17 protein-coding genes are annotated in these 23,057 nt (G+C 67.4%); 2 read left to right on the top strand and 15 right to left on the bottom strand.

Annotation, left to right across the window (positions count from 1 at the left end):
- Nucleotides 1-33: 33 nt before the first annotated feature.
- Complete coding sequence (locus ACFVTC_RS31305; protein WP_390131831.1) at nt 34-1,692, bottom strand: WXG100 family type VII secretion target; 1,659 nt, start codon at nt 1,690-1,692, stop codon at nt 34-36.
- 13 nt (nt 1,693-1,705) lie between these two features.
- Nucleotides 1,706-2,113, bottom strand: a complete 408-nt coding sequence (locus ACFVTC_RS31300; protein ID WP_390131830.1) for a hypothetical protein — start codon at nt 2,111-2,113, stop codon at nt 1,706-1,708.
- A gap of 34 nt (nt 2,114-2,147) precedes the next feature.
- Between ACFVTC_RS31300 and ACFVTC_RS31295 the strand changes: the two genes are divergently transcribed.
- Together ACFVTC_RS31295 and ACFVTC_RS31290 are read left to right on the top strand one after the other, a co-directional pair.
- A complete protein-coding gene (locus ACFVTC_RS31295; RefSeq protein WP_390131829.1) occupies nt 2,148-2,297 on the top strand; it encodes a hypothetical protein in 150 nt (49 codons plus the stop codon).
- A 306-nt stretch (nt 2,298-2,603) separates the two neighbouring features.
- Complete coding sequence (locus tag ACFVTC_RS31290) at nt 2,604-3,860, top strand: cytochrome P450 (protein ID WP_390131828.1); 1,257 nt, start codon at nt 2,604-2,606, stop codon at nt 3,858-3,860.
- Nucleotides 3,861-4,018: 158 nt separating this feature from the next.
- Here ACFVTC_RS31290 and tuf read toward each other — a convergent pair whose 3' ends face one another.
- The 13 genes from tuf to rplK all read right to left on the bottom strand — a co-directional run bounded on the left by tuf (nt 4,019) and on the right by rplK (nt 22,971).
- Entirely contained in the window at nt 4,019-5,212 is a 1,194-nt protein-coding gene (tuf, locus tag ACFVTC_RS31285; RefSeq protein WP_153289127.1) for an elongation factor Tu, read from the bottom strand.
- 143 nt (nt 5,213-5,355) lie between these two features.
- Complete coding sequence (gene fusA, locus ACFVTC_RS31280) at nt 5,356-7,485, bottom strand: elongation factor G (RefSeq protein WP_390131827.1); 2,130 nt, start codon at nt 7,483-7,485, stop codon at nt 5,356-5,358.
- Nucleotides 7,486-7,524: 39 nt separating this feature from the next.
- On the bottom strand, nt 7,525-7,995 hold the full coding sequence (gene rpsG, locus ACFVTC_RS31275; protein ID WP_003992340.1) for a 30S ribosomal protein S7: 471 nt from the start codon (nt 7,993-7,995) through the stop codon (nt 7,525-7,527).
- A gap of 3 nt (nt 7,996-7,998) precedes the next feature.
- Nucleotides 7,999-8,370: a 30S ribosomal protein S12 gene (rpsL, locus tag ACFVTC_RS31270; RefSeq protein ID WP_003948652.1), complete on the bottom strand. Its 372-nt coding sequence runs from the start codon at nt 8,368-8,370 to the stop codon at nt 7,999-8,001.
- A gap of 1,191 nt (nt 8,371-9,561) precedes the next feature.
- Complete coding sequence (locus tag ACFVTC_RS31265; protein ID WP_390131826.1) at nt 9,562-10,083, bottom strand: DUF1707 and DUF4190 domain-containing protein; 522 nt, start codon at nt 10,081-10,083, stop codon at nt 9,562-9,564.
- A 154-nt stretch (nt 10,084-10,237) separates the two neighbouring features.
- A complete protein-coding gene (locus ACFVTC_RS31260; protein WP_390131825.1) occupies nt 10,238-14,137 on the bottom strand; it encodes a DNA-directed RNA polymerase subunit beta' in 3,900 nt (1,299 codons plus the stop codon).
- 111 nt (nt 14,138-14,248) lie between these two features.
- Nucleotides 14,249-17,734 (bottom strand): DNA-directed RNA polymerase subunit beta, encoded by a 3,486-nt coding sequence (rpoB, locus tag ACFVTC_RS31255; RefSeq protein ID WP_390131824.1) that lies wholly within the window; start codon nt 17,732-17,734, stop codon nt 14,249-14,251.
- A gap of 638 nt (nt 17,735-18,372) precedes the next feature.
- On the bottom strand, nt 18,373-18,753 hold the full coding sequence (gene rplL / locus ACFVTC_RS31250) for a 50S ribosomal protein L7/L12 (RefSeq protein ID WP_153289131.1): 381 nt from the start codon (nt 18,751-18,753) through the stop codon (nt 18,373-18,375).
- 109 nt (nt 18,754-18,862) lie between these two features.
- The gene (rplJ, locus tag ACFVTC_RS31245) at nt 18,863-19,393 is read right to left on the bottom strand and encodes a 50S ribosomal protein L10 (RefSeq protein WP_153289132.1); all 531 of its coding nucleotides are present in this window, start codon (nt 19,391-19,393) and stop codon (nt 18,863-18,865) included.
- A 291-nt stretch (nt 19,394-19,684) separates the two neighbouring features.
- Nucleotides 19,685-20,518, bottom strand: coding sequence for an LppX_LprAFG lipoprotein (locus ACFVTC_RS31240; RefSeq protein ID WP_390131860.1), 834 nt, complete (start codon nt 20,516-20,518; stop codon nt 19,685-19,687).
- 120 nt (nt 20,519-20,638) lie between these two features.
- Nucleotides 20,639-21,538: a hypothetical protein gene (locus tag ACFVTC_RS31235; RefSeq protein ID WP_390131823.1), complete on the bottom strand. Its 900-nt coding sequence runs from the start codon at nt 21,536-21,538 to the stop codon at nt 20,639-20,641.
- Between the two features lie 167 nt (nt 21,539-21,705).
- Complete coding sequence (gene rplA, locus ACFVTC_RS31230; RefSeq protein ID WP_067367164.1) at nt 21,706-22,431, bottom strand: 50S ribosomal protein L1; 726 nt, start codon at nt 22,429-22,431, stop codon at nt 21,706-21,708.
- A gap of 105 nt (nt 22,432-22,536) precedes the next feature.
- Nucleotides 22,537-22,971 (bottom strand): 50S ribosomal protein L11, encoded by a 435-nt coding sequence (gene rplK / locus ACFVTC_RS31225; RefSeq protein WP_019072313.1) that lies wholly within the window; start codon nt 22,969-22,971, stop codon nt 22,537-22,539.
- Between the last annotated feature and the right edge of the window lie 86 nt (nt 22,972-23,057).

Here is a 23,057-nt window from a genome sequence, read left to right as displayed (position 1 = left end):
GGTCTCTCTGCAGGATCCGGTCTTCACCCACGGTCACCCGATCGTCGGTGCCCCAGTGCCCGAGTCGTCGCTCTGCCGCTCGGGCTCCTGCTTCTCGCCCCGGTCGCTGGTCTTCCCGTCCTGCCCTGTGTTCTGCCGCGAGCGCGACGACCGAGTGTTGTCCGGCTGCGTGCCCGTAGACCCGGCCCCGCACGCGGCAGGTGTGTCGTCACTGGACTCCAGGCCCCGTACCAGGCCCGAACCACCTGACGTGAACGGCTTGGCTCCAACGCGCCTTTGGGCTTGGGGACGGCCACCGACAACTCCACGCTCCGCGACTGCGCCAACGTCGCGTCGGTCGACCGGCACCCCGCTCTGTCCGAAACCGGCTCGCCCTGTACTCGCAGGGGTTCGCCGGGTAGACGAACCGCGGCCGGTGGGAGAACTCGTCTCACCACCGATGACGGTGCCGCGCGGCACTCGACCGGCCGCCCGGCCTGCCGCCGATCCGGCGGGAGAAGCCGCGGGACGGCCACCGACGATGCCGTCGTTGCCCGGCGTCCGTCCGGGCATCGAAGCGGTGGCTCCTCGCTCCGGAGGCATCGCGGGACGGCCGCCGACCACCGGACGTGCCACGTTCGTCGCACCCTCCTGTGCGGTCGCGCCGCCGACACCGGGGGGACCTGCGGATACCGGGCCGGCCGTTCCGAAGCGGGGCTGAACGGGCGGACGGCCGACGAACGTCGAGCGTCCTGCTCTTGAAGAACTCGACGACGGCCCTGTCGCAGCACCTGGCACAGTCCCGGTCACCCCGGCGGACAGCGACTGAACGGCTTCGCCCCTGTCTCCGATGGGCAAGCTGCCCAGGCTCTCTGAATGCGCTGCCGGCGTCCGCGGGAGCTCGCCGGTTCCATCAATCTGCACTCCGACGTGGTCCGAGACGCGAGGCAGCGATAGCTCCGGCGGATCGTGTGGGAGCAGGTCGTCTGTCGCCATCTCTTCGTTCCCAACAGCCGTGACGGCGGATTGACCTGATCCAGTTGGCGGCGAGGTCACAGCCTCTCCTCCGTTGCTCGACGCGTCCGTACCGTTGGTTCCGGATGACACGACTTCGTCCCCACCGTAGGGATTGCCTTTCGGTTGAAGTGCCTTCGGCGGCGGCGGAAATTTGGGCCTCTCCAACCCGTCCAACTGCGTCGCGGACAGCCGGTAAGCCTGCCCCAGCTTCGTCATCTGGGCCGCGGCCTCCTCGCGGATCTTCTCCCTGTCCGCGGCCAGTGCCGCCAGTTCCGTCGTGGACCTGCGGCTCACCGTCGCCGCGTCGGGGTCGTTGTGGGCCGCTGTAGCCGCGTCCAGGTTCGCCTGGGCGCCGGCCTTGTCGCGGGGGATCGACGCCTGGGCCTGGGCGATCGCGTCGGAGGCGTGGCCCAGCCAAGTCGCGGAGTCCGCGCCGAAGTCGCCCAGGCGCAGCGTCGCGTTGGCGAGGTCGCCGGTCCAGAGGCGGAACGCGTCCGCTCCCTCGCCCTTCCATTCCACCCACTGCGGGCGGACCTTGAGCTCTTCCGCGATCTTGCGGATCTCCCTGGCGGCCGCGTGCAGGCGGTCGGCGGCGGACCTCACCATGCCGCTGTTCGCCTGGTCGAGCCACTGGAGCATCTGCTCGTGGGTCATGTGCTCGAAAGACGTGCTGCCGCCGGTTCCGCTGCCGGGCATCAGAACTCCCCCATCAGATCGTGCCACCCGAATCGCCGTCCGTGCGGGCCCGGTCCGGGTCCGGGTCCGGGTCGTGGGTGCCGCCGTGGTTCCTCGTGGCGTGCACCGGGTCGTAACCGCCTCCGTAATGGGCGGTCGTCTCCGTACTGATCGCCCTCATACGGTCACGGATGTCGAGGTCGATGTTCTGGTAGCCCCGGTGCGCGGCCAGCACCGCGATGTTCATGCCCTCCATGGAGTCGGACAACAGCTTCGACAGGCTCTCCAGCTCCGTGATCACCGTCCCGTAGGCGCCGAACAGGCCGGAAGCCTCCCGCCACGCGCCCGCTCCGCCACCGAACTGGTGACGGACCAGTGGCTCCTGGCCCACCTCACCCGGACCGGCCGCCGAACCCTTCAGGTCCCGGATCAGATCGCCCACACGTCTTCGGAACGTCGTGAACGAGGACAGCTCGGTGACCAGATCGCCGACCGAGTGCCGCGCCGCGCCGAACGCACCCGACGTGCCGAACGCACCCGACGCGCATGACGACGCTCCGGACCACGGCACTCCCTCGCTCGGCGACACCACGCGCTCCCCCGTACAGCCCAACGACAACAGATGACCTCATTCGCAACTCTAGCCACCGGCGGTGACCTTCCACACCCGTACGGTGGCTGAGAGTGACCGAAATCAGGCCATCCTGCGAGGGGTACGGAGCGTCGCTCCGGCCGGTGGAGCGGAGTGTGGCTCCACTCAACTCCGGCGCGGCGGCCGCCGCATGAGTGTCCGTACTCAGAGGGGGAGCGCGAGCGTCCAAGACCCCCGGCGCACGGAGGTACACGGGGTGTCCGGAGGTCCGGCCCCACCCCGCCCTCCACCTGGAGCACTCCCGCGAGACAGCCCCCGTCGACCGGCAGACAGTGGATCCATGGCAGAAGAGACCACCACCCTGGCCGACCCTCCCCCTCCCGAACCGTCCCTCCCTCCCGTCCGCGACTGGCCCGCCGGTGAGCTGGACGGCACCGAGTTCGAACCGGTGCTCGCGGAGCTGATGCGCGAGGGGCCGCTGACGCGGATCCGGCTGCCGCACGGCGAGGGCTGGGCGTGGCTGGCGACGCGTCACGACGACGTCAAGATGATCACGAACGACCCCCGGTTCAGCCGGGCGGAAGCCGCCGTCCGTCAGGTCACCCGGCTGGCGCCGCACTTCGCGCCGCGGCCCGGCGCGCTGGCTTGGGCCGACCAGCCCGACCACAACCGGCTGCGGCACGCCGTCTCGGCCGCCTACACGGTGAGCGCGGTCAAGCGGCTGCGTCCCCGTGCGCAGGAGATGCTCGACGCCCTGGTCGACGACATGATGCGGGACGGATCGCCCGCCGATCTCATCGCGCGGGTCCTCGAACCCTTCCCCATCTCGGTCGTCTGCGAGGTCATGGGCGTGCCCGTGGACGAACGGCAGAAGCTGCACGACTGGACGCGGGAGATCATCTCCACCGCGGGCGGCGCCGATGCCGCCGAGCTCGCCAAGAAGAGGCTGTTCGGGTGGATCGGGCAGGCCGTCCGCGACCGCCGCGACGGCGTGGGCGGGGGTGCGGGCGGGAGCGAGGACGTCCTGTCCCTGCTCGGTGCCGCCGTGCGGCGGGGTGAGCTGGGCGAGGAGGAGGCGGTCAGCGTCGCCGGCCCGCTCCAGATCGGCGGAGAAGCCGTCACCAACAACGCCGGCCAGATGTTCTACCTCCTGCTGAGCCGCCCCGATCTGCTGGACCGCCTGCGCAACGACCCCGCGTCGCGCCCCGCGGCCCTCGAGGAGCTCCTGCGCTACATCCCGCACCGGGCTTCCGTCGGCCTGCCCCGGATCGCCACGGAGGATGTCGATCTCCACGGTGTCCGCATCGGCGCGGGTGACGCCGTGTACGTCTCGTACCTCGCCGCGAACCGCGATCCGGCGGTCTTCCCCGACCCCGACCGGATCGACCTCGACCGGGACGCCGGCGCGCACGTGGCGTTCGGCAACGGTCCGCACTTCTGCACGGGCGCCGTCTTCTCCCGTATGCAGATCGAGCTGTTGATCGACACCCTGCTGGACCGCCTCCCCGGACTGCGTCTCGCCGTGCCCGCCGATCAGGTCCCCTTCCGGCAGCGCACGATGATCCGCGGCCCGCTGACGTTGCCCGTCGCCTGGTGAGGTGACGGGAGACGAGGTGACGTCTCGGACGGGCGCCCCCGGGAATTCCCGGGGGCGCCCGTCCGTGTCCGGAACGCGAAAGGGCCCGTACGACCGAAGTCGTACGGGCCCCTTCAAGGAGCTCGCGAGGAGCTACCAGGAGATCAGACCGACAAGAACTACTTGTTGATCTTGATGACCTGGCCGGCGCCCACGGTCCGGCCACCCTCACGGATGGCGAACTTCAGGCCCTCCTCCATGGCGACGGGCTGGATGAGGGAGACCGTCATCTCGGTGTTGTCGCCCGGCATGACCATCTCGGTGCCCTCGGGGAGGGTCACAACGCCCGTCACGTCCGTCGTACGGAAGTAGAACTGGGGACGGTAGTTGTTGAAGAACGGCGTGTGACGGCCGCCCTCGTCCTTGGACAGGATGTAGGCCTGGGCCTCGAACTCGGTGTGCGGCGTGACCGAACCGGGCTTGATGATGACCTGGCCGCGCTCGACGTCCTCGCGCTTGATGCCACGGAGGAGCAGACCGACGTTCTCGCCCGCCTGGCCCTCGTCGAGCAGCTTGCGGAACATCTCGATGCCGGTGACCGTGGTGGTGGTCTTCTCCTGCTTGATGCCCACGATGTCAACGGTCTCGTTGACCTTGAGGACACCACGCTCGATACGACCGGTGACGACGGTGCCACGACCGGTGATCGTGAAGACGTCCTCGATCGGCATCAGGAACGGCTTGTCGACGTCACGCTCGGGCTGCGGGATGTTCTCGTCGACGGCCTTCATCAGGTCGAGGACGGACTGGCCCCACTCCTTGTCGCCCTCAAGGGCCTTGAGCGCCGAGACCTTGACGACCGGAAGGTCGTCGCCCGGGAACTCGTACTCGGAGAGCAGCTCACGGACCTCGAGCTCGACGAGCTCCAGGATCTCCTCGTCGTCCACCATGTCGGCCTTGTTCAGGGCGACAACGATGTACGGAACGCCGACCTGGCGGGCCAGGAGCACGTGCTCCTTGGTCTGCGGCATCGGGCCGTCCGTCGCGGCGACAACGAGGATGGCGCCGTCCATCTGCGCCGCACCCGTGATCATGTTCTTGATGTAGTCCGCGTGACCGGGGCAGTCGACGTGGGCGTAGTGACGGGTCTCCGTCTGGTACTCGACGTGCGCGATCGAGATCGTGATACCGCGCTGGCGCTCCTCAGGAGCCTTGTCGATCTGGTCGAAGGCCGAGGCCTCGTTCAGGTCCGGAAACGCGTCATGCAGCACCTTGGTAATGGCGGCCGTGAGGGTCGTCTTACCGTGGTCGATGTGACCGATGGTGCCGATGTTGACGTGCGGCTTAGTCCGCTCGAACTTCGCCTTCGCCACTGGGGTCCTCCTACGGAGTGGTTCTGTACGCCTTACTCATCGGCGCCAGGTGATCTTTGCTGGGGTGCCGCCCGCCGGGGTTCTCCCTTACCGGTTGAACCCCGGCGGTCGGTGTCAAGCCTAAAGCGTGCAAACGGTGTGCGTTACTCGCCCTTGGCCTTCGCGATGATCTCCTCGGCGACGTTCCGGGGAACCTCGGCGTAGGAGTCGAACTGCATCGAGTAGCTTGCGCGACCCGACGTCTTGCTGCGGAGGTCTCCGACGTAGCCGAACATCTCCGAGAGGGGCACGAGGCCCTTCACGACGCGAGCGCCGCTGCGCTCCTCCATGGCCTGGATCTGGCCACGGCGGGAGTTGAGGTCGCCGATGACATCGCCCATCGACTCCTCGGGCGTGGTGACCTCGACGGCCATCATCGGCTCGAGGAGCACGGGGGAAGCCTTGCGCGCGGCTTCCTTGAACGCCTGCGAACCGGCGATCTTGAACGCGAGTTCGGAGGAGTCGACCTCGTGGTAGCCACCGTCGAGAAGAATGACGCGGACGCCCGTCATCTCGTAGCCCGCCAGGATGCCGAACTGCATGGCCTCCTGCGCACCGGCGTCCACCGACGGGATGTACTCCCGCGGGATACGGCCACCGGTGACCTTGTTCACGAACTCGTACGCCGGACCATCGGTCTCGGTGATGGGCTCGATCGCGATCTGCACCTTGGCGAACTGACCGGTACCACCGGTCTGCTTCTTGTGGGTGAAGTCGTGACGCTCGACGGTCTTGCGGATCGTCTCACGGTAGGCGACCTGCGGCTTGCCGACGTTGGCCTCGACCCTGAACTCACGCTTCATACGGTCGACCAGCACCTCGAGGTGCAGCTCGCCCATACCGCCGAGGATGGTCTGGCCGGTCTCCTCGTCCGAGTGAACGTGGAAGGAGGGGTCCTCCTCCGCGAGACGCTGGATGGCGACACCCAGCTTCTCCTGGTCACCCTTGGACTTGGGCTCGATGGCGACCTGGATGACCGGCGCCGGGAAGTCCATGGACTCCAGGATCACCGGGTTCTTGTCATCGCAGAGCGTCTCACCGGTCGTGGTCTGCTTCAGACCCATCACGGCGACGATGTCGCCGGCGCCCACCGCCTCGATCTCCTCACGCTTGTTCGCGTGCATGCGGTAGATCTTGCCGATGCGCTCCTTCTTGCCCTTGACGGAGTTCAGCACGGCAGTGCCGGTCTCCAGGCGGCCCGAGTACACCCGGACGAAGGTGAGCTTGCCCAGGTGCGGGTCGCTCATGATCTTGAACGCGAGGGCGGAAAGCGGCTCGTCCTCGGACGGCTTGCGCTTGACGACCTGCTCCGGGTCCTTCACGTCGTGGCCCTCGATGGCCTCGACGTCAAGCGGAGTCGGCAGGTAGCGCACGACCGCGTCGAGCAGGGGCTGAACGCCCTTGTTCTTGAACGCGGTGCCACAGAACACCGGGGTGACCGTGACGCCGTCGGACTTGCCGGACGCGATGGTGACGCGACGGATCGCGGCGTAGAGCTGCTCCTCGGTGGGCTCCTGGCCCTCCAGGAACAGCTCCATGATCTCGTCGTCGTGCTCCGCGACGGTCTCGACCAGCTTGCCGCGGTACTCCTCGGCAGCCTCGGCGTGCGTGGCCGGGATGTCGACGACGTCGTACATCTCGCCCTTGGCGGCCTCGGCGGACCACACGAGCGCCTTCATGCGGACCAGGTCCACAACGCCCTTGAAGTCCATCTCGGCACCGATCGGGAGCTGCATGATGATCGGGACGGCGCCGAGGCGGTCCTTGATCATGTCCACGCAGCGGTGGAACTCGGCGCCGGTCCGGTCCAGCTTGTTCACGAAGCAGATGCGCGGCACGCCGTAGCGGTCGGCCTGACGCCACACCGTCTCGGACTGCGGTTCGACACCGGCGACACCGTCGAACACCGTGACGGCACCGTCGAGGACGCGGAGCGAACGCTCCACCTCGACCGTGAAGTCGACGTGCCCCGGGGTGTCGATGATGTTGATCGTGTAGTCGTTGTCCTCAAGCGGCCAGTGACAGGTGGTGGCAGCAGAGGTGATCGTGATGCCACGCTCCTGCTCCTGCTCCATCCAGTCCATGGTGGCAGCGCCGTCGTGGACCTCACCGATCTTGTAGCTGACGCCGGTGTAGAAGAGGATCCGCTCGGTGGTGGTCGTCTTGCCCGCGTCGATGTGGGCCATGATCCCGATGTTGCGGACCCTGGCCAGGTCAAGTGAAGTGGTAGCCATAAGGCTTCGGTCTTCTCTCGGTCTCGATGTGGGTAGCGACTACCAGCGGTAGTGCGCGAAGGCCTTGTTGGACTCGGCCATCTTGTGGGTGTCCTCGCGCTTCTTCACAGCGGCACCGAGGCCGTTGGACGCGTCGAGAAGTTCGTTGAGCAGACGCTCGGTCATGGTCTTCTCGCGACGGGCGCGGGAGTAACCGACGAGCCAGCGCAGCGCGAGCGTGTTGGCGCGACCGGGCTTGACCTCGATCGGAACCTGGTACGTCGCACCACCGACACGGCGGGACTTGACCTCGAGGGTCGGCTTGATGTTCTCCAGCGCGCGCTTCAGCGTGATGATCGGGTCGTTGCCCGTCTTCTCACGCAGACCCTCCATGGCGCCGTAGACGATGCGCTCGGCGGTGGAGCGCTTGCCGTTGAGCAGCACCTTGTTGATGAGGGAGGTCACCAGAGGGGAACCGTAGACCGGGTCGATGATGACCGGGCGCTTCGGGGCGGGGCCCTTACGAGGCATTTTCTACTTCTCCTTCTTGGCGCCGTAGCGGCTGCGGGCCTGCTTGCGGTTCTTGACACCCTGGGTGTCGAGCGAGCCGCGGATGATCTTGTAGCGAACACCCGGCAGGTCCTTCACACGGCCGCCGCGCACGAGCACGATGGAGTGCTCCTGCAGGTTGTGTCCCTCACCCGGAATGTAAGCGGTGACTTCGATCCCGCTGGTCAGACGCACACGCGCGACCTTACGCAGGGCCGAGTTCGGCTTCTTCGGGGTGGTCGTGAACACACGCGTGCAGACGCCGCGACGCTGGGGCGAACCCTCGAGTGCGGGCGTCTTGTTCTTCTCGACCTTGTCCTGCCGGCCCTTCCGGACCAGCTGCTGGATCGTAGGCACTACTTCTCCGGTTTCTGTGTGCCGAATGGTGAAGCTAACCTGGAACACGCCGACCCACGCGGTCGGGTGTGTCGAATACTGCAGATTCCCGCCGCGAGGCGAAAAGGGCGCAGATTACGGTGGCCGGTTACGGCTCGCCTTGCGGTTTGAAGGCACGCACGCGAGCCAGGGCACACCCCAGGCACAAGGTCTGAGCGTACCTACCTCACGGACTCCGGTCAAAACAAATGCTGTCCAGGCCGACACGCCGGACTTCCCGCCCCCCTCGGCCGAGGTCGAGAGGCCGCCCGCGACGATCTTCCCGGCCCCTTCCCGACCCCTCTCCGGCCTCTCCGCGGCCCCGCTCCGGCCTCTCCACGGCACCGCGGCCGTCGCGCGGCCGACCGCGCCGTGGCCGAACGCGCCGTGGCCGGCGGTGACGTGGCCGGCGGTGACGTGGCCGGGCGGCGCTCGGGACACGGGCCGCGCATCCTGGCCGGATCACCGCCTCCCGGGCTCCGCGGTCCGGCGCTTGCAGTACGTCGATCCGGCCGCCGCGAGGAGTGACACCGCCGAGGGTCACGGGCCCGAGTGCCGATGCGGCTGGTCTCGCGCGCGGTCAGCCACATCCTCGACCAGCGACCTCTCGGGGGACGTAGACCCCTCATACCCCGGACCGACCCTCCGGCTCCCGGCCGCCGCCACTCCTCCAGGAACCCGAGGCGCGGCCACCGCCCCCGACGCCCATGCCCGCCTGCTCCCCACTTCCACCCTGCCGCCCATGTCCGCGACCGGGCCCGGGACGCCCTTCGCCGAGACTGCCGCCCTACGGGCCGTACGGCGGTCGGGCGGGCCCAGCGACGCGCCGTCGTGCCGCCGCCCACCACGGAGCGACGAGCGGCTCGCACGGGGCCCCTGACGGTCCGGCCTGGCAGGTCCCCGCGGCCGAACGCCCCGCCCTCGCGGACGAACGCCCTGCCCGCCCCGCGGGCGCCCCCACCGACGCCTCCGACCCCCTTACCCGGGATTCCCGGCCCGTCGGCCGGACCGGGCCCGTCCAGCCCGTCCGAAGCCCCGGCCTGACAGCCGTCGCCGGGTTACGGCAGCACCCCGACCCCGCGCCCTCACAGGCTGCGGCAGCCGTCGCCACCCGGCCCGCGGCACGGGGACACGGGGGCACGGGCAGACCGGCAGAAGGGCCGACCGGCCACCTCAGCCGCCGGACGCGACCCCCGCGATCACGGCGAGCATCACGAACAGCGCCCAGCCCCCGACCGACAGCCAGCCCAGTACGAGACCGGTCATCGCGAGGCCGTCACCGCTCTCCCCGGTTCGGCGCATCTCCGAGCGCGCCGAGTGTCCGAGGACCACCGCGGGGATGCCGGTGGCGCCGAACGTCACGACGGTGAGCAGGCCGCAGACCATGGCGCCGACCGCCTTCCCGTTGGTCATCGGGCGCGGCGCGGGCAGGAACGTCTGCGGGACGACGACCCCGGGTCCGGCCGTCATCGGTACGGGACCCTGCGGCAGGTCACCGACGAGCACGGCCAACTCACCCACCGTCCGGGCCGCGTACGCCCGCGCCACTCGTTTCTCGAACTCGTCCTGCTCCAGGCGGCCTTCGCCGAAGCCGGCTCTCAGTACATCCACCGCCCGCTCCCGGTCGGCGTGCGACGCGAGCATCGACGGCCCGCTCTGCCCCTGCCACGGCTGCCACGGCGTCGGGTACGACACGGAATGCCTCCCCCCAGACGGATTCCTCCATCATGCTCCAACGTGGCATTTCCGGCACGGGTTCCCGCAGGAGGTAGTACCGCCGTACCGGGCCGGAGAAACGCCGACGGGCGGCCACCCGCGAAGGGTGACCGCCCGTCAGTTGACGTACGCCTTACTGGTTGTACGGACCGTAGTCGTAGTCCTCCAGCGGAACGGCCTGGCCGGAGCCCGTGCCGAACGGCGAGTAGTCGATGTCGTCGTAACCGACGGCCGAGTACATCGCGGCCTTGGCCTCTTCGGTCGGCTCGACCCGGATGTTGCGGTAACGGGACAGACCCGTACCGGCCGGGATGAGCTTACCGATGATGACGTTCTCCTTGAGGCCGATCAGGGAGTCGGACTTGGCGTTGATCGCCGCGTCCGTCAGAACCCTGGTCGTCTCCTGGAAGGACGCCGCCGACAGCCACGACTCGGTCGCCAGCGAGGCCTTGGTGATACCCATCAGCTGCGGACGGCCGGAGGCCGGGTGGCCGCCTTCCTGCACCACACGACGGTTCTCGGTCTCGAACTTCGAACGCTCGACCAGCTCGCCGGGCAGCAGCTCCGCGTCACCCGACTCGATGATCGTCACGCGGCGCAGCATCTGCCGGATGATGATCTCGATGTGCTTGTCGTGGATCGACACACCCTGCGAGTTGTAGACCTTCTGGACCTCGCCGACCAGGTGGACCTGGACCGCGCGCTGACCGAGGATCCGCAGCACGTCGTGCGGGTTGGTGGCACCGAAGGTGAGCTTCTGGCCCACCTCGACGTGGTCACCCTCACGCACCATGACCTTGGCACGCTTCGAGATCGGGAACGCCGTCTCGTCGCTGCCGTCGTCCGGGGTGACGACGATCTTCTTGGTCTTCTCGGTCTCCTCGATACGGACGCGGCCGGCCGCCTCCGAGATCGGGGCGACACCCTTGGGCGTACGAGCCTCGAAGAGCTCGACGACACGGGGCAGACCCTGGGTGATGTCGTCACCGGCCACACCACCGGTGTGGAAGGTACGCATCGTCAGCTGGGTACCGGGCTCACCGATGGACTGGGCGGCGATGATGCCGACCGCCTCACCGATGTCGACCAGCTTGCCGGTGGCCAGCGAACGGCCGTAGCACATGGCGCAGGTGCCGACGGCGGACTCGCAGGTCAGGACCGAGCGGGTCTTGACCTCCTCGATGCCGTGCTTGACCAGCTCGTCGATGAGGACGTCGCCGAGGTCGGTGTTGGCCGGGGCCAGCACCTTGCCGTCGACGGTGATGTCCTCGGCCAGCGCACGGGCGTACACGCTGGTCTCGACGTTCTCCGCCTTGCGCAGCACGCCGTCCGCGCCGCGCTCCGCGATGTGCAGCTTGAGGCCACGGTCGGTGCCGCAGTCCTCCTCGCGGATGATGACGTCCTGGGAGACGTCGACCAGACGACGGGTGAGGTAACCCGAGTCGGCGGTACGCAGAGCGGTGTCCGCCAGACCCTTACGAGCACCGTGGGTCGAGATGAAGTACTCCAGCACCGACAGGCCCTCACGGAAGGAGGCCTTGATCGGACGCGGGATCGTCTCGTTCTTGGCGTTCGACACCAGACCGCGCATACCGGCGATCTGACGCATCTGCATCATGTTTCCTCGGGCACCCGAGTCGACCATCATGAAGATGGGGTTCGTCTTCGGGAAGTTCGCGTTCATCGCCTCGGCGACCTCGTTGGTCGCCTTGGTCCAGATCGCGATGAGCTCCTGCGTGCGCTCGTCCTTGGTGATCAGACCGCGCTCGTACTGCTTCTGGACCTTCTCGTCCTGAGCCTCGTAGCCCTTGACGATCTCCTTCTTCGCCTCGGGAACGACGACGTCGGAGATGGCCACGGTGACGCCGGAACGGGTCGCCCAGAAGAAGCCGGCCGCCTTCAGGTTGTCGAGCGTCGCCGCCACGATGACCTTGGGGTAGCGCTCGGCCAGGTCGTTGACGATCTCGGAGAGCTGCTTCTTGCCCACCGAGTAGTCGACGAACGGGTAGTCCTCGGGCAGCAGCTCGTTGAAGAGCGCGCGGCCCAGGGTCGTACGGAGGCGGAAGGTGTCACCCTGCTGCCACTCGGGCTCACCCTCCTCCTGCGCCGGCGGGGTCCAGCCGCGCGGCGGGATGGTGCCCACCGGGAAGCGGATGTCGACGGCCGACTGGAGAGCGAGCTCCCCGGCGTCGAACGCCATGGTCGCCTCGGCGGTGGAGCCGAACGCCCGGCCCTCGCCCTTGACGTCACGCAGCTCGCCGTCCGTGGTCAGGAAGAACAGGCCGAGGACCATGTCCTGGGTCGGCATCGTGACCGGGCGGCCGTCGGCCGGCTTGAGGATGTTGTTCGAGGACAGCATCAGGATGCGGGCCTCGGCCTGCGCCTCTGCGGACAGGGGCAGGTGGACGGCCATCTGGTCACCGTCGAAGTCCGCGTTGAACGCGGTGCAGACGAGCGGGTGGATCTGGATGGCCTTGCCCTCGACCAGCTGCGGCTCGAAGGCCTGGATGCCGAGGCGGTGCAGCGTCGGCGCACGGTTCAGCAGAACCGGGTGCTCGGCGATGACCTCTTCCAGGACGTCGTACACGACCGTGCGGCCGCGCTCGACCATCCGCTTGGCGCTCTTGATGTTCTGCGCGTGGTTCAGGTCGACCAGGCGCTTCATCACGAACGGCTTGAAGAGCTCCAGCGCCATGGCCTTCGGCAGACCGCACTGGTGCAGCTTCAGCTGCGGACCGACGACGATCACGGAACGCGCGGAGTAGTCCACACGCTTGCCGAGCAGGTTCTGACGGAATCGACCCTGCTTGCCCTTGAGCATGTCGGACAGCGACTTCAGCGGACGGTTGCCGGGGCCCGTGACCGGGCGACCACGACGGCCGTTGTCGAAGAGCGCGTCGACGGCCTCCTGGAGCATGCGCTTCTCGTTGTTCACGATGATCTCGGGGGCACCGAGGTCGAGAAGGCGCTTCAGACGGTTGTTGCGGTTGATCACGCGGCGGTACAGGTCGTTCAGGTCGGAGGTCGCGAAGCGGCCACCGTCCAGCTGCACCATCGGACGCAGGTCCGGCGGGATGACAGGCACGCAGTCGAGCACCATGCCCTTGGGGCTGTTGCTGGTCTGCAGGAACGCGGAGACGACCTTGAGGCGCTTGAGCGCGCGGGTCTTCTTCTGGCCCTTGCCGGTGCGGATGATCTCGCGGAGGCGCTCGGCCTCCTCGTCGAGGTCGAAGGACTCCAGGCGCTTCTGCAGCGCCGCGGCACCCATCGAACCGTCGAAGTACGTGCCGAAGCGGTCACGCAGCTCGCGGTAGAGGAGCTCGTCGCCCTCCAGGTCCTGGACCTTGAGGTTCTTGAAGCGGGTCCACACCTCGTCGAGACGGTCGATCTCGCGCTGCGCACGGTCGCGCAGCTGCTTCATCTCGCGCTCGGCACCCTCGCGCACCTTGCGGCGCACGTCGGCCTTGGCGCCCTCGGCCTCCAGCTCGGCCAGGTCGGTCTCGAGCTTCTTGGCGCGGGCTTCCAGGTCGGCGTCGCGGCGGTTCTCGATCTGCTGACGCTCGACGGAGACGTGCGCCTCCAGCGAGGGCAGGTCGCGGGTGCGGCGCTCCTCGTCGACGAACGTGATCATGTACGCGGCGAAGTAGATGACCTTCTCGAGGTCCTTCGGGGCGAGGTCGAGCAGGTAGCCCAGACGCGACGGAACGCCCTTGAAGTACCAGATGTGGGTGACGGGAGCGGCCAGCTCGATGTGGCCCATCCGCTCACGGCGCACCTTGGCGCGAGTGACCTCGACGCCACAGCGCTCACAGATGATGCCCTTGAAGCGGACGCGCTTGTACTTGCCGCAGTAGCACTCCCAGTCCCGGGTCGGACCGAAGATCTTCTCGCAGAAGAGTCCGTCCTTTTCGGGCTTGAGGGTGCGGTAGTTGATGGTCTCGGGCTTCTTGACCTCGCCGTGGCTCCACTGACGGATGTCGTCAGCGGTGGCCAGACCGATCCGGAGCTCATCGAAGAAGTTGACGTCGAGCACTATGCGTCAATCCCTCTCAGGGTTGTAAGTCATGGGGTCTGATACGGGGGTCCTGGGGCCGGCCGGGGGCTCATCGAAGTTCATCGTCGAGCCCCCGTAACCGGACTCCCGTCAGACCTCTTCGACGCTGCTCGGCTCGCGCCGGGACAGGTCGATGCCGAGCTCCTCCGCCGCGCGGAAGACGTCCTCGTCGGTGTCACGCATTTCGATGGACATACCGTCGCTGGACAGCACCTCCACGTTGAGGCAGAGAGACTGCATCTCCTTGATGAGCACCTTGAAGGACTCGGGGATGCCGGGCTCGGGGATGTTCTCGCCCTTGACGATGGCCTCGTAGACCTTCACGCGGCCGGTCACGTCGTCGGACTTGATGGTCAGCAGTTCCTGGAGGGCGTAAGCGGCGCCGTACGCCTCCAGCGCCCACACCTCCATCTCACCGAAGCGCTGGCCACCGAACTGGGCCTTACCACCCAGCGGCTGCTGGGTGATCATCGAGTACGGACCGGTCGAGCGGGCGTGCAGCTTGTCGTCGACCAGGTGGTGGAGCTTGAGGATGTACATGTAGCCGACCGAGATCGGCTCCGGGAACGGCTCGCCGGAGCGGCCGTCGAACAGCGGCGCCTTGCCGGTCGGGAGCACCATGCGCTCGCCGTCACGGTTCGGGATCGTGTGGTTCAGCAGACCGGCCAGCTCGTCCTCACGCGCACCGTCGAAGACGGGGGTGGCGACGTTGGTGCCGGGGGCGACCACGTCGGCCTCGATGGCCTGCAGGCGCTGCGCCCAGTCCTCCCCGAGGCCGGAGACGTCCCAGCCGCGGCTGGCGAGCCAGCCGAGGTGGATCTCCAGGACCTGTCCCGGGTTCATTCGGGACGGGACACCGAGGGGGTTGAGGATGATGTCGACCGGGGTGCCGTCCTCCAGGAACGGCATGTCCTCGATCGGCAGGATCTTCGAGATGACGCCCTTGTTGCCGTGGCGGCCGGCGAGCTTGTCACCGTCCGTGATCTTGCGCTTCTGCGCCACGTAGACACGAACCAGCTGGTTCACGCCCGGCGGCAGCTCGTCGCCCTCTTCACGGTCGAAGACGCGGACGCCGATGACCTTGCCGATCTCGCCGTGCGGCACCTTCAGCGAGGTGTCGCGCACCTCGCGCGCCTTCTCACCGAAGATCGCGCGGAGCAGGCGCTCCTCGGGGGTCAGCTCGGTCTCACCCTTGGGCGTGACCTTGCCGACGAGGATGTCGCCGGCGACGACCTCGGCACCGATACGGATGATGCCGCGCTCGTCGAGGTCGGCGAGGACCTCCTCGGAGACGTTCGGGATGTCCCGGGTGATCTCCTCGGGGCCGAGCTTGGTGTCACGGGCGTCGACCTCGTGCTCCTCGATGTGGATCGAGGAGAGGACGTCGTCCTGCACGAGGCGCTGCGACAGGATGATCGCGTCCTCGTAGTTGTGACCCTCCCACGGCATGAACGCCACGAGCAGGTTCTTGCCGAGCGCCATCTCGCCGTTCTCGGTCGCCGGGCCGTCGGCCAGTACCTGGCCGGCGATGACCCGGGCGCCCTCGTCCACGACAACCTTCTGGTTGACGGACGTGCCCTGGTTGGAGCGGGAGAACTTGTGCAGGCGGTACGTGGTGTACGTGCCGTCGTCGTTGGCGGTGGTGACGTAGTCCGCGGAGACCTCCTGGACCACACCGTCCTTCTCCGACTTGAGCACGTCGCCGGCGTCGACGGCGCAGCGGTACTCCATGCCGGTGCCGACGAGCGGCGCCTCGGACTTGATGAGCGGAACGGCCTGGCGCATCATGTTCGCGCCCATGAGGGCACGGTTGGCGTCGTCGTGCTCCAGGAACGGGATCATCGCGGTCGCGACCGACACCATCTGGCGCGGCGAGACGTCCATGTAGTCGACGTCCTCACCGGGGACGTAGTCGACCTCTCCGCCACGACGGCGGACCAGGACGCGGGACTCCTCGAAGCGGAGCTCGTCGGTCAGCGGCGCGTTGGCCTGCGCGATGACGAACCGGTCCTCTTCGTCGGCCGTCAGGTAGTCGACGTCGTCGGTGACGACACCGCCGGTGACCTTGCGGTACGGCGTCTCGACGAAGCCGAACGCGTTGACCCGGCCGTAGGAGGCGAGCGAGCCGATCAGACCGATGTTCGGGCCTTCGGGGGTCTCGATCGGGCACATGCGGCCGTAGTGCGAGGGGTGCACGTCACGGACCTCGAAGCCGGCCCGCTCACGGGAGAGACCACCCGGGCCGAGCGCCGACAGACGGCGCTTGTGGGTGAGACCCGACAGCGGGTTGTTCTGGTCCATGAACTGCGACAGCTGGCTGGTGCCGAAGAACTCCTTGATGGAGGCGACGACCGGCCGGATGTTGATCAGGGTCTGCGGCGTGATCGCCTCGACGTCCTGGGTCGTCATGCGCTCGCGCACGACGCGCTCCATACGAGCCAGACCCGTGCGGACCTGGTTCTGGATGAGCTCGCCGACGTTGCGCAGACGACGGTTGCCGAAGTGGTCGATGTCGTCGGTCTCGACGACGATCGAGGTGCCGTTGTCACCAACGGTCTCGGTCTCACCGGCGTGCAGCTTCACCAGGTACTTGATCGACGAGATGATGTCCTCGACGGTCAGGATGCCGGCGTCCAGCGGGGCCTCGCCGCCCAGCTTCTTGTTGACCTTGTAACGGCCGACCTTGGCGAGGTCGTAGCGCTTCGGGTTGAAGTAGAGGTTCTCCAGAAGCGTCTGCGCGGCCTCACGGGTCGGCGGCTCGCCCGGACGCAGCTTGCGGTAGATGTCGAGCAGCGCGTCGTCCTGGCCCTGGGTGTGGTCCTTCTCCAGGGTGGCGCGCATGGACTCGTACTCGCCGAACTCCTCGAGGATCTGCTCGGTGGTCCAGCCGAGAGCCTTCAGGAGAACGGTGACGGACTGCTTGCGCTTGCGGTCGATGCGGACACCGACCATGTCGCGCTTGTCGATCTCCATCTCCAGCCAGGCGCCCCGGGACGGGATGACCTTGGCGGAGAAGATGTCCTTGTCGGACGTCTTGTCGATGGAGGAGTCGAAGTAGACGCCCGGCGAGCGGACCAGCTGGGACACCACGACACGCTCGGTGCCGTTGATGACGAAGGTGCCCTTGTTGGTCATGAGCGGGAAGTCGCCCATGAAGACCGTCTGGGACTTGATCTCGCCGGTCTCGTTGTTGGTGAACTCGGCGGTGACGAAGAGCGGGGCCGCGTATGTGAAGTCGCGGTCCTTGCACTCGTCGATGGAGTTCTTCGGGGGCTCGAAGCGGTGGTCGCGGAACGTCAGCGACATCGACCCGGAGAAGTCCTCGATCGGGGAGATCTCCTCGAAGATCTCCTCCAGACCGGACTTCGTGGGGACGTCCTGTCCGCTGTCCAGAGCCGCCTCGACACGAGCCTTCCACGCTTCGTTTCCGAGCAGCCAGTCGAAGCTCTCGGTTTGCAGCGCAAGAAGGTTCGGAACCTCGAGGGGCTCCTTGATCTTTGCAAAGGAGATGCGCAGCGGGGCGGTGCTGGCGCCGTTGTTCGTATTCGCGGTCGAGGCAGTGCGCGAGGCGGCCAAGAGGGGGTCCTTCCGAGGGCTCGGACTCACTACGCGCGTACCGGCCCCCCACCGGGGCACAGAGACAGACTGTTCTCGACTCAGCCTAAAAGGCCAGGTCAGAGATAATCCGGTCGTCGGTGCTCAAGCGAGGGCATGCCCCTGGTGACGGGCAGGAGGCAGCTAACAGGCAGCGCAAAGGGTCAGTGTAGCCACTAGGCCCACTGATGTCCAGTCCCGGTTTCTGAGACCCTCGTTTGTCGTCAACACCTGCGGCAAGCCACGCCCTCAATGCACATCGATACTGCCCTCTTCGTCGCCGATCCATGCCTCGGATCCGGATCGTTGTGACGACGCGTCCTGAGAATTGCGCGCTGCGTGCGGTTCGTCAAGGCCCCCCATGCCATGAGCAAGTGCCGCGATCGTCACGTGCAACCTGTCTTGCAGCCCGTCTTGCAGCCCGTCACGGGCTCGGCCGGAGGCACAACGAAGATCACCATACTCGCCGCGAACCACAGTGCAAGGCAGCCGCTGCCGGACCCCAGGAACGCCGAAGAGCGACCACCCAGTTGGGTGATCGCTCTTCGGTGCGTCAGCGTTACAGCGCCACGCGGGCGGCTGCGACAGCTCGCGCAGGAGCCCTCAGCGGGCTCCTGGGACTACTTGACCTCGACCGAGGCGCCGGCGCCCTTGAGGGACTCGGCAGCCTTCTCGGCGGCCTCCTTGGCGACCTTCTCGAGGACGGGCTTCGGAGCGCCGTCGACGAGGTCCTTGGCCTCCTTCAGGCCCAGCGAGGTCAGCTCACGCACGACCTTGATGACCTGGATCTTCTTCTCGCCGGCACCCGTGAGGATGACGTCGAACTCGTCCTGCTCCTCGACGGCCTCAGCGGCGGCGGGGCCGGCCGGACCGGCAACGGCGACCGCGGCGGCGGCGGTGACGTCGAACTTCTCCTCGAAGGCCTTCACGAACTCGGAGAGCTCGATGAGGGTGAGGTTCTCGAACTGCGCGAGCAGCTCTTCCTGGGACAGCTTCGCCATGATGGCGTCCTTCCACTTATTCGGCAGGTGCCGGATGTACTGGTGAGGCGGGCGTACGTTCGGCCCGCTGCGACCGTCGCCTCAGGCGGCGGTCAATGCGCGAGCCGAATTACTCGGCACCGCCCTGCTCGGCCTGCTTGACACGAAGCGCCTCCGCGGTGCGGACGAACTTCGAGGGCAGCGCCTGGAAGAGACGAGCAGTCTGCGTCTGCTTGCCCTTGAAGGCACCCGCCAGCTTGGCGAGCAGAACCTCGCGGGACTCGAGGTCCGCAAGCTTCTTGATCTCGTCGGCGGACAGCGCCTTGCCGTCAAGGACACCGCCCTTGATGACGAGGTTGGGGTTGTCCTTGGCGAAGTCACGAAGACCCTTCGCCGACACCACCGGGTCACCGGTGATGAAGGCGACCGCCGTCGGACCGTTGAACAGGTCGTCGAGCGTGGAGATCCCGGCCTCGTTGGCCGCAATCTTGGTCAGCGTGTTCTTCACCACGGCGTACTGGGCGTCTTCACCGAGCGAACGACGCAGCGTCTTGAGCTGCGCCACGGTGAGACCCCGGTACTCGGTCAGCACAGCGGCGTTCGAGCTGCGGAACTGGTCCGCGAGCTCGGCTACCGCGGCAGCCTTGTCGGGCCTTGCCATAGAGCGTCGGCCTCCTTCCGGGTGATGAGGACCGCTCGGAAGGGGCTGGGCAAACGAAACGCCCCGGCGCAGGCGCACGGGGCGTAGCTCGACCGGCATGTCCGCAAGCTGGGCAAGCGAACTCCGGGAGCGTATCCACGGTCACCTACGCGGGTCGTCCGCAGTTTCAGCGGATCCTTCGGCCACCCTGCCCTCTTGCGAGCGCAAAGCAACGACCAGCGGTCTTTGGCTTCTCGGGAACAGTACGTGAAGGGCGCGCTGTCAAGCAAATCCGCTCGACAGCGCCCGGGTTCAGCCCGCCTGGGCGTCCTTCATCATCGCCGCCAGGTCGACGGTGTCCTTGGCCGGCGGGGCCTTCACCGTCACCGGCTTGTTGTAGTCCAGGAAGGTCAGGGTCACGTCGAACGGGCCCTTGTCGGCAGCGGCGCGCACCCGCACCTGCTTGGTGTGGTCGTCCGGTCCGATCCACATGTCCATCGTGAGCTTGTCGGCGCCCAGGTCCTCGTACTGCTTCAGGCTCTTCTCGCGCTTCTCCCGCGTCGCCTTGTCCTCGTCCTTGAGGCTCGCGCGGAGGTCGTCGAGGGTGACCGTGCCCTTGTAGTGCGTGGTCCGGACGCCGTCGACCTTCTCGGTGCCGACCTTCTTCACGTCCTTGGACCCGGTCAGGTAGGTGGACTCCTGGGACGGGTCCTGGCCGGCCTGGCTCGGCAGCTTGCCGGCGCCGGGGCCTGAGGCCGCACCGGAGAGGTCGAACTTCATCCAGCTCTTGCCGTCCAGCTCCTTGGCCACGGCCTGTCCCCCGCCCAGGTACATCGCCTTGTCGACGACCCGGATCTCCATCTTGCCGTCGGCGCCCTGGTCGAGCGCGTTCATCTTCATGCTCATGGCCAGCGGCTTCATGCTCATCGCGGCCTCGGCCTCGACCCGGCCGGTCTCCGGGACCTTGCCGGTCATCCGGTAGGTGAGGGACGTGATGGCCTCCGTGTTCTTCGCCGCGGCGGCGACGGCCGCGGCGGGCGTCATCTTCGGCGACTCGTCACTCTTCGCACAGGCGACGACGCCGCCTCCGAGGACCAGTGCGGCGAGCGCCGCCCCCGTCGCGCCACGACGCACGGAACCACGCACAGAAAACATCAGGATCCCCCCAGGGAACACATGAACGACTCAAAGATTTGGTGCGAGCGTAACCCAGGGGGGTGCGAGTGGTCTTCCCAATTCTTTTGGATTTCTTGAACCTCGGCGGCCTCAGCCCGCGGCACCCTGCGTCTTCAGCAGGTCCTTGAAGTCGGCCGTGTCGCCTGCCGGGGGCGCCTGGCTGGAGACCTTCACCCCGTAGTCGCTGTAGTACGTGGTCGAGGACATCGTGCCGGTCGAGAGGTCGCCCTTGGAGACGGCCTTGACCAGCAGGTCGTCTCCGTCGACCCAGATGTCGACGTCCTCCGTCGTGATGCCCGCCTGCGTGAACTGCTTCTTCAGGTCCGCGAGTTGGCCCGCGGAGAGGTGCGAGCTCCTGGCCGCGAGGTCCGAGACGTCGACCGTGCCCGCGTAGTGCGTGGTCTGCTTGCCGCGGACCTTCTCCTCGCCGACCTTCTTCACGTCACCGGAGGCCAGCAGGAGCTTCACCGACTGGTTCGGCGAGCTGTTCTGCATCTGGTCCTTGAGGAGGGCTCCGGAGCCGCCCCCGAACTTCGCCAGGTCGTCGTACCCGTACCGGATCCAGTGCTTGCCGCCGGCCTGCCGGGCGAAGATCTCGCCCATCTTCGCGTAGTAGGCGTCGGACAGATACCGGGCCTGCATGGACGTCACGCCGGCCTTGCGCATGGTGTCGGCCATCGTGCCGCCGGTGTAGGTGATCGTCATGTCACCGGTGAGTCCGTCGCCCCAGCCCATGACGCCGTCCGACTTCATGGACATCAGCGTGCCCATGGTCGTCGTCGACTCGACCTTGGCCGAGTCCGCGCCGTCGGTGGACTTCTCGGCGGACTGCAGCGCCGCTATGGGGCTGAGGCGGGTCGGGCTCTTGTGAGCCGCCTTGTCGTCCTTGCCGGTTCCCCCCGACGAGCCCGAGGAGCAAGCGGCCACTGTCGTCAGCGCGCTCACCAGAGCGATCGCGAGGGTCACGCGGCGCACGGTCGTGCTCTTCATCTGTCCCCACCCCTATGCAGATCCTGAGAGCTGCACGCTAGCGCAGCCCACTGACACCCGTATCGGAACATGTGTCCAGGAATGGGGACGGGCCCCGCACCTCGAAAGGTTGCGGGGCCCGTACCAAGAACGCGTGTGCGACGCGGTCACCGGGGTGAGCGGAGTGCTCAGACGGCGGCCGGGTCCTCCTCGACGAGGAGGTTGCGGGTGCGGTTCGGGTCGACGGGAACGCCGGGGCCGATCGTGGTGCTGATCGCGGCCTTCTTGATGTAGCGACCCTTGGCGGCCGACGGCTTCAGACGAAGGATCTCGTCGAGCGCGGCGCCGTAGTTCTCCACCAGCTTGGCCTCTTCGAAGGAGGTCTTGCCGATGATGAAGTGGAGGTTCGAGTGCTTGTCGACGCGGAACTCGATCTTGCCGCCCTTGATCTCGGTCACGGCCTTGGCCACGTCCGGGGTCACGGTGCCGGTCTTCGGGTTCGGCATCAGACCACGCGGGCCGAGGACACGGCCGAGGCGGCCGACCTTGCCCATGAGGTCCGGGGTGGCGACGACGGCGTCGAAGTCCAGACGGCCCTTCGACACCTCGTCGATGAGCTCGTCGGAGCCGACGATGTCGGCGCCCGCGGCGAGTGCGGCCTCGGCACGGTCACCGGTCGCGAAGACCAGGACCCGGGCGGTCTTACCGGTGCCGTGCGGGAGGTTCACGGTGCCACGGACCATCTGGTCGGCCTTGCGCGGGTCGACACCCAGACGGAAGGCGACCTCGACGGTGCCGTCGAACTTGCTCGTGGAGGTCTCCTTGGCGAGACGGACGGCCTCGAGCGGGGCGTAGAGCTTCTCCCGGTCGATCTTGGCGTCCGCAGCGCGGAGAGACTTGCTGCGCTTGCTCACTACTGCTCCTGATGTGTTCTGAGGAGGCGTGGTGCGGGCCGAGCAGGCCCTGCCACGGTCGTTCTCGATGTGCGGCTCACGCCGCGTGGCCTACGAAGGTGGACGTCAGCCCTCGACCGTGATGCCCATGGAACGGGCGGTGCCGGCGATGATCTTCGACGCGGCGTCCAGGTCGTTGGCGTTCAGGTCGGGAAGCTTGGTCGTGGCGATCTCACGGACCTGCGCCTGGGTGATCTTGGCGACCTTGGTCTTGTGCGGCTCGCCCGAGCCCTTCTCGACACCAGCGGCCTTGAGGATCATCTTCGCGGCCGGCGGAGTCTTGGTGACGAAGGTGAAGGAGCGGTCTTCGTAGACCGTGATCTCCACCGGGATCACCCAGCCACGCTGCGACTCGGTCGCGGCGTTGTAGGCCTTGCAGAACTCCATGATGTTGACGCCGTGCTGGCCGAGCGCGGGGCCGACCGGCGGGGCCGGGTTCGCCGCACCGGCGTTGATCTGGAGCTTGATAAGCCCCGTGACCTTCTTCTTCTTGGGAGGCATGTGCTCTCTCCGGGTCCTAGTGAGAGTTTTCAGCTTCCGTCCGGTTCATCCGGATGGAGGCATACCGCACAACGATAACGGGTATC

The organism is Streptomyces sp. NPDC057950, assembly GCF_042887295.1.
In the GTDB taxonomy this organism is placed as follows: Bacteria; Actinomycetota; Actinomycetes; order Streptomycetales; family Streptomycetaceae; genus Streptomyces; species Streptomyces kaempferi.
The sequence above is the reverse complement of the archived record's forward strand: the minus strand, read 5'-3'. Positions and strand labels throughout refer to the sequence as shown.